Annotated in this window: 19 protein-coding genes; 9 read left to right on the top strand and 10 right to left on the bottom strand. The window is 68.8% G+C overall.

Going from position 1 to position 18,630, the window contains the following annotated elements:
* Positions 1-22: 22 nt before the first annotated feature.
* Entirely contained in the window at positions 23-436 is a 414-nt protein-coding gene (locus ACFSNB_RS09525; RefSeq protein ID WP_377315944.1) for a bacteriohemerythrin, read from the top strand.
* Between the two features lie 215 nt (positions 437-651).
* Here the strand turns inward: ACFSNB_RS09525 and ACFSNB_RS09520 are convergent, their stop codons facing one another.
* On the bottom strand, positions 652-1,872 hold the full coding sequence (locus ACFSNB_RS09520; protein WP_377315943.1) for a 6-phosphofructokinase: 1,221 nt from the start codon (positions 1,870-1,872) through the stop codon (positions 652-654).
* Positions 1,873-2,039: 167 nt separating this feature from the next.
* Between ACFSNB_RS09520 and ACFSNB_RS09515 the strand changes: the two genes are divergently transcribed.
* From ACFSNB_RS09515 to ACFSNB_RS09485, 7 genes are all read left to right on the top strand, one after another.
* Positions 2,040-2,240, top strand: coding sequence for a DUF1289 domain-containing protein (locus ACFSNB_RS09515; RefSeq protein WP_377315942.1), 201 nt, complete (start codon positions 2,040-2,042; stop codon positions 2,238-2,240).
* Between the two features lie 109 nt (positions 2,241-2,349).
* Positions 2,350-2,652, top strand: coding sequence for a 50S ribosomal protein L21 (gene rplU / locus ACFSNB_RS09510; RefSeq protein WP_377315941.1), 303 nt, complete (start codon positions 2,350-2,352; stop codon positions 2,650-2,652).
* Positions 2,653-2,682: 30 nt separating this feature from the next.
* A complete protein-coding gene (gene rpmA, locus ACFSNB_RS09505) occupies positions 2,683-2,952 on the top strand; it encodes a 50S ribosomal protein L27 (protein ID WP_377315940.1) in 270 nt (89 codons plus the stop codon).
* A 121-nt stretch (positions 2,953-3,073) separates the two neighbouring features.
* Entirely contained in the window at positions 3,074-4,372 is a 1,299-nt protein-coding gene (gene obgE / locus ACFSNB_RS09500) for a GTPase ObgE (RefSeq protein WP_377315939.1), read from the top strand.
* Entirely contained in the window at positions 4,347-5,468 is a 1,122-nt protein-coding gene (gene proB / locus ACFSNB_RS09495) for a glutamate 5-kinase (RefSeq protein ID WP_377315938.1), read from the top strand. The genes obgE and proB overlap by 26 nt, the downstream gene beginning before the upstream one ends.
* 3 nt (positions 5,469-5,471) lie before the next feature.
* The gene (locus ACFSNB_RS09490; RefSeq protein WP_377315937.1) at positions 5,472-6,737 is read left to right on the top strand and encodes a glutamate-5-semialdehyde dehydrogenase; all 1,266 of its coding nucleotides are present in this window, start codon (positions 5,472-5,474) and stop codon (positions 6,735-6,737) included.
* Positions 6,738-6,892: 155 nt separating this feature from the next.
* Positions 6,893-8,161, top strand: a complete 1,269-nt coding sequence (locus ACFSNB_RS09485; RefSeq protein ID WP_377315936.1) for a flagellar hook protein FlgE — start codon at positions 6,893-6,895, stop codon at positions 8,159-8,161.
* A 55-nt stretch (positions 8,162-8,216) separates the two neighbouring features.
* Here the strand turns inward: ACFSNB_RS09485 and ACFSNB_RS09480 are convergent, their stop codons facing one another.
* The 4 genes from ACFSNB_RS09480 to ACFSNB_RS09465 form a co-directional block, all read right to left on the bottom strand.
* A complete protein-coding gene (locus tag ACFSNB_RS09480; protein ID WP_377315935.1) occupies positions 8,217-8,993 on the bottom strand; it encodes an enoyl-CoA hydratase in 777 nt (258 codons plus the stop codon).
* A 28-nt stretch (positions 8,994-9,021) separates the two neighbouring features.
* Entirely contained in the window at positions 9,022-9,381 is a 360-nt protein-coding gene (locus ACFSNB_RS09475) for a hypothetical protein (protein ID WP_377315934.1), read from the bottom strand.
* Between the two features lie 16 nt (positions 9,382-9,397).
* Positions 9,398-10,237 carry a bifunctional DNA-formamidopyrimidine glycosylase/DNA-(apurinic or apyrimidinic site) lyase gene (gene mutM / locus ACFSNB_RS09470; protein WP_377315933.1) on the bottom strand — a complete coding sequence of 280 codons (840 nt, stop codon included), beginning with the start codon at positions 10,235-10,237 and terminating at the stop codon, positions 9,398-9,400.
* 120 nt (positions 10,238-10,357) lie between these two features.
* A complete protein-coding gene (locus tag ACFSNB_RS09465; RefSeq protein ID WP_377315932.1) occupies positions 10,358-10,822 on the bottom strand; it encodes a cytochrome c in 465 nt (154 codons plus the stop codon).
* A 245-nt stretch (positions 10,823-11,067) separates the two neighbouring features.
* Here ACFSNB_RS09465 and ACFSNB_RS09460 point away from each other — a divergent pair, with 245 nt between their 5' ends.
* On the top strand, positions 11,068-12,285 hold the full coding sequence (locus tag ACFSNB_RS09460) for an NADP-dependent isocitrate dehydrogenase (RefSeq protein WP_377315931.1): 1,218 nt from the start codon (positions 11,068-11,070) through the stop codon (positions 12,283-12,285).
* A gap of 189 nt (positions 12,286-12,474) precedes the next feature.
* On the opposite strand, the gene pnp is transcribed toward ACFSNB_RS09460, so the two are convergent.
* From pnp to infB, 5 genes are all read right to left on the bottom strand, one after another.
* Positions 12,475-14,643 (bottom strand): polyribonucleotide nucleotidyltransferase, encoded by a 2,169-nt coding sequence (gene pnp / locus ACFSNB_RS09455; protein WP_377315930.1) that lies wholly within the window; start codon positions 14,641-14,643, stop codon positions 12,475-12,477.
* 144 nt (positions 14,644-14,787) lie between these two features.
* Positions 14,788-15,057: a 30S ribosomal protein S15 gene (gene rpsO, locus ACFSNB_RS09450; protein ID WP_377315929.1), complete on the bottom strand. Its 270-nt coding sequence runs from the start codon at positions 15,055-15,057 to the stop codon at positions 14,788-14,790.
* A complete protein-coding gene (gene truB, locus ACFSNB_RS09445; protein ID WP_377315928.1) occupies positions 15,041-16,003 on the bottom strand; it encodes a tRNA pseudouridine(55) synthase TruB in 963 nt (320 codons plus the stop codon). Before truB ends, rpsO begins: the two co-directional genes overlap by 17 nt.
* 133 nt (positions 16,004-16,136) lie before the next feature.
* On the bottom strand, positions 16,137-16,526 hold the full coding sequence (gene rbfA, locus ACFSNB_RS09440; RefSeq protein ID WP_377315927.1) for a 30S ribosome-binding factor RbfA: 390 nt from the start codon (positions 16,524-16,526) through the stop codon (positions 16,137-16,139).
* Between the two features lie 39 nt (positions 16,527-16,565).
* The coding region (gene infB, locus ACFSNB_RS09435; protein ID WP_377315926.1) for a translation initiation factor IF-2 at positions 16,566-18,630 on the bottom strand (2,065 nt) is incomplete at its 5' end.

Below are 18,630 nucleotides of genomic sequence, written 5' to 3'. Positions count from 1 at the left end.
GACCGGGCAGGGAGGTCCGACGATGATCTCGCCGCAATGGGTCGAAGGCCTCAGCGTCGGCGTGCCGCGCATGGACCGGCAGCACCGCCGGATGGTCGAGCTGGTCAATCAGGTGATCGCCGCCCTCGAACAGGGCGACGACGGGGCCGCCGACCATGCCCTCGCCGCCCTCACCGCCCATGCCCGCCACCATTTCGCCGCCGAGGAGGCGCTGATCGCCGCCTGTGGCGTCCCCGCCGCCGAATGCGACGCCCACCGCGCCGAACACCGCCTGCTGCTCGGCGAGGTCGAGGCGCTGCGGCGGCTCGACGGCGACTGGCCCGATCGCGAGAACGCCATCGCCCTGCTGTCGAAATGGGCGATGCGCCACATCATCGAACACGACCTCGCCTACCGGCCCTACGCCATCGGCCATCCCGCCGCCGAGGAAACGTGACGTGGGCGCTGCCCACACCCGCCAAGGGCCGTAATACCAAGCTGCGGTGAGTGAAACTCATCGCAGTTTGGTTAGGCCCAAAGGGCCGCGCGCCTCGTGGCGCGAAAGCCAAGGGGCGCCGGGGCGCCCCGCCCGGCGCTTGAGGGAGCGGGGATCGGTTCCGATCACCGCGGCTTGGGATAAAGCCCTTGGATCCCTTTCCTGGTCCGGCGCGCTCAACCGCCGGCGGCGAGGATCCGCGGCACCGAATTGTGGCGCAGGCGGAAGGCGTCGGGCATCCCCGAGCCGAGCAGCGGGCGCAGATACATCCGGAAGGCGTCGGTGACGTCGGTGCCGGACGGCGCGATGAAATGATCCTCCATCACCCGGGTCTTGCCCGCCACCGCCGTCAGCGGCATCAGGGCGTAATCGACCGAATAGAAGCCGGTGCGCTGGATCGTCACCGAGCCGTCGCTGTCGCCCCACATGCCGTATTGCACCGCCTTTTCGCCGACCTCGCGCGCCTCGCGCTGATCGACGTCGGAGACGCAGCCGATGAACGAGCGCTGGAGATAGCCGAAGGTGTCGCCGCGCACCCGTTTGATGCCGAGCTTCTCCTTGATCTCGTGACAGAGCAGGTCGGCCAGCGCGCCGGTGCCGGACAGCTGGACGTTGCCGTGCTGGTCGTGTTCGACCGTCTTGGCCAGCTTGGTGATGATCGGGGCGCCGTTCTCGTCATGGATCCCCTCCGACACCGCCACCACGCAGCGGCCATGGCGGTCATAGGTGGCGCGGACGTCGGCGAGGAAGCTGTCGACCGAGAAGGTCCGCTCCGGGATGTAGATCAGGTGGGGGCCGTCGTCGGGAAACTTCTTGCCCAGCGCCGAGGCGGCGGTGAGGAAGCCGGCATGGCGGCCCATCACCACCGCGACATAGACCCCCTTGAGCGCGGTGTTGTCGAGATTGACCCCCATGAAGGCCTGGGCGACGAAGCGCGCCGCCGAGGGAAAGCCCGGGGTGTGGTCGTTGTGGACCAGATCGTTGTCGATCGTCTTCGGGATGTGGATACAGCGCAGCGGATAGCCGGCGGCCTGGGCCTGCTCGCTGACGATCCGCACCGTGTCGGAGGAATCGTTGCCGCCGATATAGAAGAAGTAGGCGATGCCGTGCGCCCGCAGCACCTTGAAGATTTCCTGGCAATATTTAAGGTCGGGTTTGTCGCGGGTCGAACCCAGCGCCGAGGACGGGGTCTGCGCCACCATTTCGAGGTTGTGGCTGGTCTCCTGGGTCAGGTCGAGGAAATCCTCGTCGACGATCCCGCGCACGCCGTGATGGGCGCCGTAGACCAGTTCGACATTGCGGAACTTGCGCGATTCCAGCACCGCGCCGACCATCGACTGGTTGATCACCGCGGTCGGGCCGCCGCCCTGCGCCACCAGCACCTTGCCTTGCAGCATTCCGTTCCCCTCCCCTGACAGAGCCGCCGCCTCCCCCCGGGGGGCCCGGCCCAAACCAAGGTCCAGCCTACCCCCGCCCGCCGCCGCCCGCCACACCCCTCTGGACCGGCGCCCCGCCCTTCCCCACATCCCGGACAGAGCCCCCCGGCCGCCCAGGAGCCCCCGCGATGTCCGTCCCCGCCGCCACGCCGGTCCCGTCCCCCTGCGTTTCCCGTTGCCGGATCGACCCGCGCCTGGGCTATTGTATCGGCTGCGGCCGGAACCGCGACGAGATCGCCGCCTGGCTGGGCGCCGACGCGGCAACGCGGCAGGCGATCGCCCAGCGGGCGGCGGGGCGGCTGGCGGCGGGGCCGGGGACGGACTCGTGATGCGCGATAAAGGCGTTGACTCCGTCGTCGGCCTCGCTATAGTGCGGCCCTCTCGCGCGGGGTGGTTCGTCCGGCGCGGCGTCATTCCTTATGCTCAGGTAGAATCGACATGTTCGCAGTCATCCAGACCGGCGGGAAGCAGTACAAGGTGGCCAAGGACGACGTGATCCGCGTCGAGAAGCTGGCTGGGGAGGCCGGTGGCCAGGTCGTGCTCGACCAGGTGCTGATGGTCGGCGAAAAGATCGGCGCGCCCCTGGTGGCCGGCGCCTCGGTGACCGCCACCGTGGTGGCGCAGGCCCGCGGCGAGAAGGTCATCATCTTCAAGAAGCGCCGTCGCCAGAACTCGCGCCGCAAGAACGGACACCGCCAGGATCTCACCATCCTGCGCATCACCGACATCACGGCCGGCTGAGCGTTCCGGTCAGCCACAGGAGTTTGAACCATGGCTCATAAAAAAGCGGGCGGTTCCTCGCGTAACGGCCGCGATTCCCATTCCCAGCGCCTCGGCGTCAAGAAGTTCGGCGGCGAGCTGGTGATTCCGGGCAACATCATCGTCCGGCAGCGCGGCACCGTGTACTATCCCGGCACCAACGTCGGGATGGGCAAGGACCACACCCTGTTCGCCACCGCGCCGGGCAAGGTCGCCTTCGTCCACAAGGCGCAGGGCCGCACCTTCGTCGTGGTCGAGCCGCTGCCGGAGGCCGCCGAATAGGCGCCGTTCCCGCAAACGCTTAGGTCAGTCTTGCCAGGGGGGGAACGGGACACCGTTCCCCCCTTTTGGTTTCCGCCCCGCCCCTTCGTGCCCCGCCCTCCCTTGCCCAGGACACCCCGCGATGAAGTTCCTCGATCAGGCCAAGATCTTCGTCAAGAGCGGCGACGGCGGCGCCGGCTGCTGTAGTTTCCGCCGTGAGAAATACATCGAGTTCGGCGGACCCGACGGCGGCGACGGCGGCCGGGGCGGCGACGTCATCCTCGAATGCGTCGCCAACCTCAACACCCTGATCGATTACCGCTACCAGCAGCATTTCAAGGCCCAGCGCGGCCATCACGGCCAGGGCCGCAACAAGACCGGGGCCAAGGGCGACGACGTGGTGCTGAAGGTGCCGGTCGGCACCCAGGTGCTCGACGCCGAGCGCGACACCGTGCTGGCCGACCTGACCCAGGCCGGGCAGACGATCGTGCTGCTGCGCGGCGGCGACGGCGGCTTCGGCAACCTGCATTACAAGACCTCGACCAACCAGGCCCCCCGCCGCGCCGATGACGGCTGGCCGGGCGAGGAACGCTGGATCTGGCTCAAGCTGAAGCTGATCGCCGATGCCGGGCTGGTCGGGCTGCCCAACGCCGGCAAATCGACCTTCCTCGCCGCCGTCACCCGGGCCCGGCCGAAGATCGCCGATTATCCCTTCACCACGCTGCATCCCAACCTCGGGGTGGTGACGCTGGGCGACGAGGAATTCATCATCGCCGACATCCCCGGCCTGATCGAGGGCGCCCATCAGGGCGCCGGGATCGGCGACCGCTTCCTCGGCCATATCGAACGCTGCCGGGTGCTGCTGCATCTGATCGACGGCACCGCCGAGGACGTCGCCGAATCCTACCGGGTGGTGCGGGGCGAGCTGGCCGCCTATGGCGGCGGGCTGGCCGACAAACCCGAGGTGGTGGCGCTCAACAAGTGCGATTCGCTGCTGCCCGAGGAAATCGAGGCCAAGCTGGCCGCCCTGGCCGAGGCCAGCGGCGGCCCGGTGCTGCCGCTGTCGGGGGTGTCGGGCATCGGCCTGCGCCCGGTGCTGGGCGCCCTGTTCGGCCACATCCACGCAGCCCGCGCCGAGGATCCCGGCATTCTCGCCGCCACCGGCACCGTCGGCACCGCCAAGCGGCTGCCGGCCGATTACCGCCAGGGCGGCGCCGACGAGGACGAAGGCGGCCATTACGGCCCCAACGGCGAATGGGTCTGGGACGACGAGGACGAGGACGGGGACGAGGAGGACGACTCGGCCGAGGTGACGAGCTTCGCCGAGACGGACGCCCCCGACGGCGAAGAGGACCTCGACGAGGAGGATGACCTCGACGCGGAAGAAGATGGGGACGAAGGCGAGGACGGGGACGATGACGCTGAGCGGTCCGATCGTTGAGGCGAAACGGCTGATCCTCAAGATCGGCTCCAGCCTGCTGGTCGATGAAGCCACCGGGCTGGTGCGGCGCAAATGGCTGGATTCGGTCTGCGCCGACATCGCCGCCTGCCGCCAGCGCGGCCAGGAGGTGATCGTGGTGTCGTCCGGCGCGGTGGCGGTCGGCCGGCGCAAGCTCGGCCTGACCCCGCCGCTGCGGCTGGAGGAGAAGCAGGCCGCCGCCGCCACCGGCCAGATCCATCTCGCCCACGATTACCAGGATTCGCTCGCGCGCTTCGGCCTGACCGTGGCCCAGGTGCTGCTGACCCTCTATGATTCCGACCACCGTCGGCGTTACCTCAACGCCCGGGCGACGCTCGAAACCCTGCTGCGGCTGGGCACGGTGCCGGTGATCAACGAGAACGACACGGTGGCCACCGCCGAGATCCGCTTCGGCGACAATGACCGCCTCGCGGCGCGGGTGGCGCAGATGGTTTCGGCCGACGCGCTGGTGCTGTTCTCCGACATCGACGGGCTCTACACCGCCGACCCGCGCAAGGATCCCGACGCCCGCTTCATCCCCGAGGTGCGCGAGCTGACCCCGGAGATCGAGGCGATGGCCGGCGATCCCGGCTCGGCCTACGGCTCGGGCGGGATGGTGACCAAGCTGGCGGCGGCCAAGATCTGCCTGTCGGCCGGCTGCCGGATGGCGATCGCGCGCGGTCAGGCGATGAACCCGTTGGCGGCGGTGGCCGGCGGCGGGCGCTGCACCTGGTTCCTGCCCGAGGGCAGCCCGCGCACCGCCCGCAAGCAATGGATCTACGGGGCGATGAGCCCGGCCGGGGCGGTGGTGCTCGATGCCGGCGCGGTGCGGGCGCTCCGGCGCGGCGGCTCGCTGCTGCCGGCCGGGGTCACCGGGGTCGAGGGCGAGTTCGACCGGGGCGATTGCGTGCTGGTCAAGGACGCGGCGGGACGGGTGCTGGGGCGCGGCCTGTCGGCCTATGCCGCCGACGACGCCCGCCGCATCGCCGGCCGGCAATCGGCCGACATCGAGGCGATCCTCGGCTTTCACGGCCGGGACGAACTGATTCATCGCGACGATCTGGTGGTGGAGGGATAAGGCATGTCGGAAAACATCGAGGAGATGATGCGCGATCTCGGCCGGCGCGCCCGCGCCGCCGCCGCCCGGCTGGCCCAGAGCCCGGCCGCCGCGCGCAACCGCGCCCTGACCGAGGCCGCCGCCGCGATCCGCGCCGACGCCGCGACCCTGGCCGAGGCCAACCGCCAGGACGTCGCCGCCGCCACCGCCAAGGGCCTCACCCCGGCGCTGATCGACCGGCTGACCCTGACCCCGGCCCGGATCGAGGCGATGGCCGCCGGGCTGGAAACCATCGCCGCCTTGCCCGACCCGCTCGGCCGGGTGCTGGCCGACTGGACCCGCCCCAACGGCCTGCGCATCAGCCGGGTGGCGGTGCCGCTCGGGGTGATCGGGATCATCTATGAGAGCCGGCCCAACGTCACCGCCGACGCCGCCGCCCTCTGTCTCAAATCGGGCAACGCCTGCATCCTGCGCGGCGGCTCGGAGGCCTATCACTCGGCCCGCGCCATCATGGCGGCGCTGGCCCGGGGGATCGCCGCCGCCGGCCTGCCGGCCGACGCGGTGGCGATGGTCCCCACCGCCGACCGTGCCGCGGTCGGGGCGATGCTGCGCCTGTCCGAATTCATCGACGTGATCGTGCCGCGCGGCGGCAAGTCGCTGGTGGCCCGGGTGGTCGAGGAAAGCCGGATCCCGCTGTTCCAGCATCTGGAGGGGATCTGCCACACCTATGTCGATGGCGGCGCCGACCTCGCCATGGCCCGCGACATCGTGCTCAACGCCAAGATGCGGCGGACCGGGGTCTGCGGCGCCACCGAGACCCTGCTGGTCGATCGCGCCTGCGCCGCCACCCACCTCGCCCCGCTGGTGACGGCGCTGCTCGAGGCCGGCTGCGCGGTGCGCGGCGATGCCGCCACCCAGGCGGTCGATCCCCGCGTCGCCCCGGCCAGCGAGGAGGACTGGCGCACCGAATATCTCGACGCGGTGATCGCGGTCAAACTGGTGGACGGGGTGACGGCGGCGGTCGAGCACATCAACCGCTACGGCTCGCACCACACCGAGGCGATCATCACCCACGACGCCGCCGCCGCCGAAACCTTCCTCGCCGGCTGCGATTCGGCGATCGTGCTGTGGAACGCCTCGACCCAGTTCGCCGATGGCGGCGAGTTCGGGATGGGGGCGGAAATCGGCATCTCGACCGGCAAGATGCATGCCCGCGGCCCGGTCGGGGTCGAGCAGCTCTGCACCTTCAAATACGTGGTGCGCGGCGCCGGCCAGACCCGCCCGGGCTGAGGCGGAGGCCGGCCGGGAAGGGGCCGGATTGTTTTTGTCGCCGGGACTGCCTGACATCGGCGTCCCGGCCGTACAAAGCAAAACGATGGATCGCCGGGGCTGGTGGGATCAGCCTGGGCGGTCGGTTCGCTCCGCCCCTACGGGAGACCCCTTCGATGTCCACGATCTCCTCGGCGTTGGTCAACTCGGTGTCCGGGCTGAAGGCCGAAAGCCAGTCGCTCGCGACCGTCGCCAACAATCTGGCCAACAGTTCGACCTCCGGCTACAAGTCCAACCGCACCCGGTTCGCCGATCTGGTCACCGCCGCGGCCGGCGGGGGCACCAACGGGGCGGGGGTCACCGCCAACACCCGGCAGAACGTCACCCTGCAGGGGAACGTCGCGGATTCGTCCAACGACACCGACCTCGCCATCAGCGGAAGGGGCTTCTTCTGCCTGGTCAAGACCGATGCCGGCACCGGCGCGGTCGCCTCGACCGAGTACTTCTACAGCCGCGACGGCGAGTTCTCGCTCAACGACAGGGGCTTCCTGACCCTCGGCAACGATTATTACCTCGAGGGCTACGCCGCCACCTACGATCCCGTCACCGGGACCACCACCCTCAGCACCACCCCCAGCGCGCTCGGGGTCGATCCCACCGGCTATGCGTGGAAAGCCACCTCCTCGCTCAAGCTCAACGCCAACCTGCCGGAATCGCTGTCGGTGGCGGCGCTGGGCGGCAATGTCAGCTCGGTCAGCGCCACCGTCGAGATCTACAACGCCTCCGGGGCGAGTGAGATGGTCACGCTGACCTTCACCCCCGACAGCGTGATGTCGGACGAATGGACGATGGCGCTGTCCTCGTCCGATCCGTCGCTGACCTTCAGCCCGGGCAGCCACACGGTGACCTTCGGCTCGGGCGGCGGGATCAGCGCGATCGACGGCGTCAGCGGCAGTTCCCTGTCCACCGCCATCGGCGGCGGTGCGGGATCGCAGACGGTGTCGTTCGACTTCTCCGACCTGACCCAGTACGACCGGGGCAGCAACGACATCAAGGTGTCCAGCACCGACCAGAACGGCTACATCAAGAGCAAGTATTCCAAGATGTCGGTCGCTTCGGACGGCACCGTCTCCGCCACCTATGGCAGCGGCCTGTCGGTCACCGTCGGCCAGATCGCCCTGGCCAATTTCGCCAATGCCAACGGGCTGACGGTGCGGAGCGGCAACGTCTACCAGACCGGTCTGAGTTCGGGCGAGGCGATGATCGGCAAACCGGGCCAGAACGGCACCGGCACGCTCGCTTCCCAGGCGCTGGAGGGCTCGACCACCGACACCGGCACCGAATTCTCGCGGATGATCGTGTCGCAGCAGGCCTATTCGGCCGCCTCGCAGGTGGTCGCCACCTGCAAGGAAATGTACGGCACCCTGGCCAACATCAAGAGCTGACCGGGCCACGCCCGGACGGGGAGCGGCCCGCGCCCCTCCCCGCCGGCGCGGGACCTCAGCGGTTGCGGAAGGTCGGGCTGCGCTTCTCGATGAAGGCGGCCATGCCTTCCTTCTGGTCCTCGGTGGCGAAGGTGGCATGGAACAGCCGGCGTTCGAACCGGATTCCCTGCGACAGCGAGGTCTCGAACGCGGCGTTGACCGCCTCCTTGGCCATCAGCACCACCGGCCGGCTGAGGCCGGCGATCTTCTCGGCCACCTTGACCGCCTCTTCGACCAGCTCGGCCAGCGGCACCACCCGGCTGACCAGCCCGGCGCGCTCGGCCTCGGCGGCGTCGATCATCCGCCCGGTCAACACCATCTCCATCGCCTTGGCCTTGCCGACGGCGCGGGTCAGGCGCTGGGTGCCGCCGGCGCCGGGAATGATGCCGAGGGTGATTTCCGGCTGGCCGAACTTGGCATTGTCGGCGGCGAGGATGAAATCGCACATCATCGCCACCTCGCAGCCGCCGCCGAGGGCGAAGCCGGCCACCGCCGCGATCACCGGCTTGCGGCAGGTGGTGATCCGTTCCCAGCCATCGGTGATGAAGTCGGCCAGATAGGCGTCCATGAAGCTCTTGCCGGCCATCTCCTTGATGTCGGCCCCGGCGGCGAAGGCCTTTTCCGAGCCGGTCAGGACGATCGCGCCGATCTCGTCATCGGCCTCGAAGGCGTCGAGCGCCTGACCGAGTTCGGCCACCAGCTGGGCACAGAGCGCGTTGAGCGCCTTCGGGCGGTTGAGGGTGATCAGGCCGACGTGGCGGCGGGTCTCGACGATGATGGTTTCATAGGCCATGACGGGGTCGCTCCTCCCTGCGGACGGGTCATTCCGGCGAGATCGAGAACCGCACCATCACCCCGTCGCGCTCGGCGGCGGGGGCCAGACGCAGCACCTCGGCCTCGCGGCGGTAAAGGGTGTCGCTCTCTCGGCTCCATCCCAATTGCGGCAAGGTGTCGGCATAGAAACGCAGCAGCGCGGCGGGGCTGAGCCGGCCGTGGGCATAGGCCTCGACGATCCGGCCATTGGGCGAATCGAAGGCGACGCCGGCCCCGGCGATTTCGGCCAGCCCCGGCGCCAGCGGCAGATCCTCGTAGGCGCTGAGGAATCCCTCGGCTCGAGCCGGCGCGGCGAAAGCGGCGGCGCAGACGGCGAGAGCCAGAACGAACGGGCGAACAACGGCCATGTGCATCCTCATACCATCACCTTTGCCGCCATGCACAATGGAAAGTGGACCGGCCGCCCTGAACCTCGCGTTCGATGCCCGGGCAGGCGGGCGGGCCGGGGCAGTCGGGACAGCGTTCCCCCGCGCGACCATAGACCCGGAAGGCATGCTGGAAATAGCCCAGCGTGCCATCGGGCTGGAGATGGTCGCGCAGGGTGGAGCCGCCGGCGGCGATCGCCTCGCCCAGCACCGCCTTGATCGCCGCCGCCAGCTTGGCGCATTCGGCGGCGTCGAGGCTGCCGGCGGCGCGGAACGGCGAGATCCCGGCGCGGAACAGGCTTTCGCAGACATAGATGTTGCCGAGCCCGGCCACCAGTTTCTGGTCGAGCAGGGCCAGCTTGATCGCGGTGGCCTTCCCGGCCAGCGCCTCGGCCAGCGCGGCGGCGTCGAACCCCTCCTCCAGCGGCTCGGGACCGAGATCGGCCAGCAGGGGATGGCGCGCCAGATCCGCCGCCTCGGCGAGGTCGAGCAGCCCGAAGCGGCGGGGATCGACCATCGTCACCAGGGTGCCGTCATCGGTGGTGAAGGCGACGTGATCATGCGGGCCGGGCGGGGTGTTGCGGCGGGGCGAGATCACCATCCGCCCCGACATGCCGAGATGGCCGAGCAGCACCAGCCCGGACTCGAAATACGCCAGCAGATATTTGGCGCGGCGGCCGACACGGAGGAAACGCTGCCCGGTCAGGCGGGCGGCGAAATCGGCGGGGAACGGGCGGCGCAATCCGGCGCGGCGGGTCACCACCTCGGTCAGGGTGCGGCCGGGCCACACCCGCGACAGACCACGGGCAACGGTTTCGACTTCCGGCAGTTCCGGCATCGGCGGGCTCCATCAGGCACGGGCGTCCGGTTTACCCGATCCCCGGCGAAAATCCAGCCATGCCGTGCCGCGCGTCGCCCCGGCCCGGGTCCCCAGGGGGGCCGGGCCGGGGGTCCGGGATCAGTCTTCCTTGAATTCCTCGTGACAGCCCTTGCACAGCTTGCCGGTGGCGGCGGCCTGGGTCTTCAGCGCATCGGGACCGGCCTTGGCGGCGACGACCAGCTTGTCGGCCTCGGCGGCGAAGGTCTTCCAGTCATCGTGGAAGGCGGCGGCCTTGGCCCCGAACGCCTCGGCCTTGGTTTCGGCCTTGGGCAGGTTCTCGGTGCCCTTGGCCCAGCCGATCGGGGCCAGCTTGGCGATCGCGGCAACGTTCTCGGCGCGGGCGACCGCGTCGGCCGGGGCATCGGCCTTGCCGGCGGCGAAGGCACCGATCGGCATCCACTGCGTCTTGAGGGCCAGCATCAGGCCCTGGCGCAGGGTCAGCGCCTCCTCGGGCTTCAATTGCTGGGCAACCGCCGGCATGGCGAGGGCCAGGCCGAGGCCGGCAATGGCGGCCAGGGCGGCCGGCTTGACGATGAAACGCATGAGAGTCTTCTCCCGATGAGAGTGGGACGGTGCCGCGACACTATGGCCGAGACAAGGGCCGGGATCCCAGGAACAAAGTGTTTCCATGGCGCCGATCCCGCCCGAATCCCCCCCGAGAGGGGGGGATCCGGCTTGCGTTCGCCGCGGCGGATGCTTATCGTCGGCCCCGGTCGGGGCGGCGCCGCGCGCGGGACCGCGCGCGTCCCGGCAAATGCGAGAATTGCCCAAAGACCGGGAGGACGTCGATGAAAAAAATCAAGGTCGCCAATCCGATCGTCGAATTGGACGGCGACGAGATGACGCGGATCATCTGGCAGTTCATCAAGGAAAAGTTGATCCTGCCCTATCTTGAGATCGACCTCAAGTATTACGACCTGGGGGTCGAGCATCGCGACGCCACCGACGACAAGGTGACGGTCGAAGCGGCCGAGGCGATCAAGAAATACGGCGTCGGCGTCAAGTGCGCGACCATCACCCCCGACGAGGCCCGGGTCAAGGAATTCAACCTCAAGAAGATGTGGAAGTCGCCCAACGGCACCATCCGCAACATTCTTGACGGCACGGTGTTCCGCGAGCCGATCATCTGCAAGAACGTGCCGCGTCTGGTGCCGGGCTGGACCAAGCCGATCGTGATCGGCCGTCACGCCTTCGGCGACCAGTACCGCGCCACCGATTTCAAGGTGCCCGGCCCCGGCAAGCTGACGATCAAGTTCGAGGGCGCCGACGGCCAGACCATCGAGCACGAGGTGTTCAGCTTCCCCGGCGCCGGCATCGCGATGGGGATGTACAACCTCGACGAATCGATTCGCGGTTTCGCCCGGGCCTGCTTCAATTACGGCCTCGCCAAGAAGTGGCCGGTCTACCTCTCGACCAAGAACACGATCCTCAAGGCCTATGACGGCCGCTTCAAGGACCTGTTCCAGGAGGTGTTCGATGCCGAGTTCAAGGCCGAATTCGACCGGCTCGGCATCACCTACGAGCACCGCCTGATCGACGACATGGTCGCCTGCGCCCTCAAATGGTCGGGCGAGTTCGTCTGGGCCTGCAAGAACTATGACGGCGACGTCCAGTCCGACACCGTGGCCCAGGGCTTCGGCTCGCTCGGCCTGATGACCTCGGTGCTGCTGTCGCCCGACGGCAAGACGGTCGAGGCCGAGGCGGCGCACGGCACCGTCACCCGCCATTACCGCGAGCACCAGAAGGGCAAGGCGACCTCGACCAACCCGATCGCCTCGATCTTCGCCTGGACCCGGGGCCTGACCTACCGCGCCCGCTTCGACAACACCCCCGAGGTGGCCCGCTTCGCCGAGGCGCTGGAACAGGTCTGCATCGAGACGGTCGAGGCCGGCTTCATGACCAAGGACCTCGCCATCCTGATCGGCCCGGACCAGCCCTGGCTGACCACCACCCAGTTCCTCGACAAGCTCGACGAGGGATTGCAGGCCAAGATGGCGTCGCTCTGACCGGATCCGGTTGCCGACGACACGGCCCGCCCTTCGGGGCGGGCCTTTTTTTATCGATGAAAACAAAGGGGGTCCGGGGCATCGCCCCGGCGGGTCGCGGGCAGAGCCCGCGCAACGGACACGGACGAAAAAAGGCGCGGCCCCCGCGAAGGAGCCGCGCCCTTTCATTCAGTCCCCGAAGGAAGCGGATCAGCCCTCGACGGGCTTGTCACGCTCCTTGCGGCGCTCGGCCTTTTCGGCCTCGATCTGGGCCGAGAGGTCCTCGCCGGTGGCCTGATCGACCTGCTTCATCGACAGCTTGACCTTGCCGCGATCGTCGAAGCCCAGCACCTTGACCTTGACGCTGTCGCCCTGCTTGACCACGTCGGCGACCTTGGCGACGCGCTCGCGGGCCAGTTCGGAGATGTGGACCAGACCGTCACGCGAGCCGAGGAAGTTCACGAAGGCGCCGAAATCGACCACCTTGACCACCTTGCCGGTGTAGATCACGCCGAGTTCCGGCTCGGCGACGATGCCACGGATCCAGTCGATCGCGCGCTGGGCGGCGTCGGCATCGACCGAGGCGACCTTGATGGTGCCGTCGTCCTCGATGTCGATCTTGGCCCCGGTCTGCTCGCAGATCTCGCGGATCACCTTGCCGCCGGTGCCGATCACGTCGCGGATCTTTTCCTTCGGGATGTTGAAGGTGGTGATGCGCGGGGCGTTGCCGGAGACGGACTCGCGGGCGGCGTCGATCCCCTTGGCCATCTCGCCCAGGATGTGGATGCGGCCGGCCTTGGCCTGCTCCAGCGCGATCTTCATGATCTCGCTGGTGATCGAGGTGATCTTGATGTCCATCTGGAGGGCGGTGACGCCGTCCTCGGTGCCGGCCACCTTGAAGTCCATGTCGCCGAGATGGTCCTCATCGCCCAGGATGTCGGACAGCACCGCGAAACGCTCGCCTTCCTTGATCAGGCCCATGGCGATGCCGGCCACCGGCTTGGGCAGCGGCACGCCGGCATCCATCAGCGCCAGCGACGAGCCACAGACGGTGGCCATCGAGGAGGAACCGTTGGATTCGGTGATCTCCGACACCACGCGGATGGTGTAGGGGAACGCTTCCTTGGTCGGCAGGGTCGGGCGCACCGCGCGCCACGCCAGCTTGCCGTGACCGATCTCGCGCCGGCCGGGGGAGCCGATCCGGCCCGCCTCGCCGACCGAGAAGGGCGGGAAGTTGTAGTGCAGCATGAAGTGCTCGCGGTACTCGCCCGCCAGCGCGTCGATGATCTGCTCGTCCTGGCCGGTGCCGAGGGTGGCGACCACCATCGCCTGGGTCTCGCCGCGGGTGAACAGCGCCGAACCGTGGGCGCGCGGCAGCACGCCGACCTCGACCTCGATCGGACGGACGGTCTTGGTGTCGCGGCCGTCGATGCGGATGCCGGTGTTGAGGATGTTGCCGCGCACCACCTCGGATTCGAGATCCTTGAGGATGCCGGGGGCGACTTCCAGCTCGGCCGCGTCGGTCAGGGCTTCGAGCGCCTTGGCCTTGACCGCGCCGACGGCGGCGTAGCGGTCCTGCTTCTTGACGATCTTGTAGGCCTCGGCCAGGGCGGCGGGGATGCCGGCGGCCTCGAACTTGCCACGCACCACCGCGACCTGCGGCGCCGGCGGGGCCAGCTCCCACGGCTCGGCGGCGGCCTGCTCGGCCAGCTCGATGATCGCCTGAATCACCGGCTGGAAGGCGGTGTGGCCGAAATTGACCGCGCCCAGCATCACCTCTTCCGACAGCTGCTTGGCCTCGGATTCGACCATCAGCACGCCTTCGGAGGTGCCGGCGACGACGAGGTCGAGCGCGCTCTGAGCATTCTCGGCCGGGGTCGGGTTCAGCACGTACTGGCCATCGACATAGCCGACGCGAGCGGCGCCGATCGGGCCCATGAACGGCAGGCCGGACAGGGTCAGCGCGGCCGAGGTGCCGACCATCGCCACGATGTCGGGGTCGTTCTCGAGGTCATGCGACAGCACGGTGCAGATCACCTGCACCTCGTTGCGGAAGCCTTCGGCGAACAGCGGGCGGATCGGACGGTCGATCAGACGGCAGATCAGGGTCTCGCGCTCGCTGGGACGCCCTTCGCGCTTGAAGAACCCGCCCGGGATCTTGCCGGCGGCGAAGGCCTTTTCCTGGTAATTGACGGTCAGCGGAAAGAAATCGACGCCCGGCTTCAGGGACTTCACCCCGACCACGGTGCACAGCACGGTGGTATCGCCATAGGTGGCCATCACGGCCCCGGTGGCCTGACGGGCGACCTTGCCCGTCTCGAGGACGAGCTTGCGGCCGCCCCAGGTGATCTCCTTGCGGTGTACGTTGAACAGCGACATTCTCGTCAGTTCCCTTTTCCTAGGATCGCCGCCGGATTGCGGCGGTCCCGACGTCGTGTAATAGAAACACGGCGACCCGCGTGAAGCCATCTCCACGCGGGTCCCGTCATGGCCGACGTCCGGCCGTCTTTTCGCGATATCCGCTTACTTGCGGAGGCCAAGGCGCGCAATAAGCCCCTCGTACCGCTTCTGGTCTTTCTTCTTCAGGTAATCCAGCATCCGGCGGCGCTGACCGACCATGATCAGCAGGCCACGGCGCGAATGGAAATCCTTCTTGTGCTCCTTGAGGTGCTCGGTGAGATTGCGGATTCTCTCCGACAGGATCGCGACCTGCACCTCGGTCGAGCCGGTATCGCCTTCCTTCGCGGCGAATTCCTTGACCAGTTCCTGGGTGCGTTCAGGGGTGATCGACATCGTCAACTCCTTCATGTCGAGACTGTACCATCACGCGCACCGGGCGGATCAGCCCGTCCTCGATGCGCACCAACGCCACCAGCCGTCCACCGGCCATCGCCCGGCACGGCGTGTCCGGGGCAATTTCGGCCTGCGAAAGGAAGGAAGCCGCGCGTGCCAGGGGCACGGGGCCGCCACTCTGGAGGCGGCGGGCGTCCGCGTCGGTCAGGGCCAGGGCCGGGATGTCGTCCAGCGCGGTCTCGATCGGCAGCAGACAGCTCCGAAGGTCGGCACCTTGCCCCAACTCCCGCAGGGCTTCAAGGGAAATCGACCGGGCCTCGTCGAACGGCCCGCACAGGATCCGCCGCAGCGCGGTGACGTGGCCGACGGTGCCGAGCGCGCGGGCGAGGTCGCGCGCCAGCGAACGGATATAGGTGCCCTTGCCGCAGGCGACCTCGAACACCGCGTGGTCGTCGTCGGGCTGCTCGACCAGCTCGAACCGGTCGATCCGCACCTGCCGCGCCGCCAGTTCCACCGTCTCGCCGGCACGGGCGAGGTCGTAGGCCCGCTCGCCCGCCACCTTGATCGCCGAATAGATCGGCGGCACCTGGGTGATGATGCCGGTAAAGGCCGGCAGCGCGGCGAGGATCGCGGCGCGGTCGGGGCGCCCGGGGGCGGTCGCGACCACCTCCCCTTCCCCATCGTCGCTGCTGGTGGCGATGCCCCAGCGCACGGTCCAGCGATAGGCCTTGGCCCCGTCCATCACGTACTGGACGGTCTTGGTCGCCTCGCCCAGCGCGATCGGCAGCACCCCGGTCGCCAACGGGTCGAGGGTGCCGCCATGGCCGACCTTGGCGGCATCGAACAGGCGGCGCACCTGCGCCACCGCCTGGGCCGAGGACAGGCCGAGCGGCTTGTCGAGCGACAGCCAGCCGTCGATCGGCTGACCCTTGCGTTTCCGCGCCATCCCGCGCCTTTCCTGTGGGCTCTGCCCACACCCGCCAGGAGCCAGCGGCTCCTGGACCTGCCTCGATTATCGAAGCGGGTCCAGGGGCCGCTGGCCCCTGGCGGGTGCGGGCGGAGCCCGCGTTGAATTTGTTTTACTGAGCGTCGTCGAGGTCGCGGGCGACCTCGGGGCTGCGCAGCAGGTCGTCGATGCGCGACGCCTCGTCGAACGAGGTGTCGGCCTGGAACGACAGATCGGGCACGCAACGCAGCTGCACCGCCTGACCGATCTCGTGACGCAGATAGGATCGGGCCCGCTTGAGCCCGGCCAGCACCGGGGCGGGGTCGCCGCCGCCCAGCGGCACCACGAACACGGTGGCGTTGCGCAGGTCGGGGCTGATCCGCACCTCGGTAACGGTGATGGCGCGGCCCTGGAGATCGGGATCGCGGAATTCCCCGCGTTCGATCAGGGCGGCGATGATGTGACGAAGCTCCTCGCCGACCCGCAGCTGACGCTGCGAGGGCGGCTTGCTGGCACGGGTCATGATGTCCTCCGGCCGGGCGGGAAGCGGCGCGACGCCCCCTTACAGGGTCGCCGCGATCTCCTCGATCTCGAAGCACTCGATCACATCGCCGGCGCGGATGTCCTCGTAATTGGCGAAGGACATGCCGCATTCGTAGCCGTCGCGCACTTCCTTGACGTCGTCCTTGAAGCGCTTGAGCTGGGCCAGATCGCCGGTGTGGATCACCACGTCGTCGCGCAGCAGGCGAACCTTGCTGCCCCGCTTGACGACGCCCTCGGTGACCATGCAGCCGGCGACCTTGCCGACCTTGGTGATCGAGAACACTTCGCGGATGGCGGCGTAGCCGAGGAAGCGTTCCTTCAGCTCCGGCGCCAGCATGCCCGACAGCATCTTCTTCAGATCGTCGGTGACGTCGTAGATGATCGAGTAGTAGCGGATCTCGACCCCGTCACGGCGGGCCATGTCGCGGGCCTGCGGATTGGCGCGGACATTGAAGCCGATGATCAGGCCGCCCGAGGCCTTGGCCAGGGTGACGTCCGACTCGTTGATGCCGCCGACCGCCGAATGCAGCAGCCGCACCTTGACCGAATCGTTGCCGATCTTCTCGAGGGTGGCGCTGATCGCCTCGACCGAGCCCTGCACGTCGCCCTTGACCACCACCGGCAGTTCCTTGACGTCGCCGGCCTTGATGGCGACGAACATCTGCTCGAGCGTGCTGCGCTGGGCGAGACGGGCGCGGGCGTCGCGATCGACCCGCTGACGGTAGGACGCGATCTCGCGGGCGCGGGCCTCGTCCTCGACGATGACGAAATCGTCGCCGGCCGACGGCGTGCCCTGAAGGCCGAGCACCTCGACCGGGCTGGACGGACCGGCCTCGCGCAGCGAATTGCCACGGTCATCGACCAGGGCGCGGACGCGGCCCCATTCGGCGCCGGCGACGAACACTTCGCCGACCCGCAGCGTGCCCTTCTGCACCAGCACGGTGGCAACCGAGCCCCGGCCCTTTTCCATCTTGGCCTCGATCACCACGCCCTGGGCGATGCGATCGGGGTTGGCGCGCAGGTCGAGGATTTCAGCCTGGAGCAGGATCGCTTCCTCGAGCTTGTCGAGATTGATCCGCTTCTTGGCCGACACCTCGATCGCCAGCACGTCGCCGCCGAGATCCTCGGTGACCAGTTCGTGCTGGAGCAATTCCTGGCGCACCCGGTCGGGATTGGCGTCGGGCTTGTCGATCTTGTTGATGGCGACGATGATCGGCACGCCGGCCGCCTTGGCGTGGCGGATCGCCTCGACCGTCTGCGGCATGATGCCGTCATCGGCGGCAACCACCAGCACGACGATGTCGGTCACCTTGGCGCCACGGGCGCGCATCGCGGTGAAGGCTTCGTGGCCGGGGGTGTCGATGAAGGTGATGCGGCCGCCGCTGTGCATCTGCACCTGATAGGCGCCGATATGCTGGGTGATGCCGCCGGCTTCGCCCGACACCACGTCGGTCTCGCGCAGGGCGTCGAGCAGCGAGGTCTTGCCGTGATCGACGTGACCCATGATGGTGACCACCGGCGGACGCGGCACCCGGGCCTCGTCCTCGTCGGCCTCGCCGCCCAGGCCGAGCAGCACGTCGGCTTCGGAGACGCGGCGGGCCTTGTGGCCGAACTCGGCCACCACCAGCTCGGCGGTGTCGGCGTCGATGGTCTGGTTGATGCTGGCCATCACGCCCATCCGCATCAGCACCTTGATCACGTCGGCGCCACGGGTGGCCATGCGGTTGGCCAGTTCCTGGACGGTGATGGTCTCGGGAATGATCACGTCGCGAATCACCTTTTCAGCGCCGGCCTGCTGATGCTTGAGGCGCTCGCGTTCGCGGGCGCGCTTGACCGCCGCCAGAGAACGGCCGCGCTCGGAGCGGTCGTCGTCGGTCAAGGCGTCGGTGATGGTCAGCTTGCCGGTACGGCGGCGCGGCTCGCTGCGCTTGACCGGGGCGGGCTTGTGGACGGCGGCACGCTTCTTGGCGCGTTCCTCCTCCTCTTCCTCCTCCTCGGTGCGGGGCGGGGGCGGGGCGTCGCCGGCGGCCGGCGCGGCCGCGCCGGCGGGCGCGGCGGGCTTGGTCGCGGCAGCCGCCGGGGCG

It is taken from the genome of Phaeospirillum tilakii, assembly GCF_042683125.1.
GTDB classification, from domain to species: domain Bacteria; phylum Pseudomonadota; class Alphaproteobacteria; order Rhodospirillales; family Magnetospirillaceae; genus Phaeospirillum; species Phaeospirillum tilakii.
Note: the sequence above shows the minus strand (reverse complement) of the source record. Positions and strands in the feature narration are given on the sequence as shown.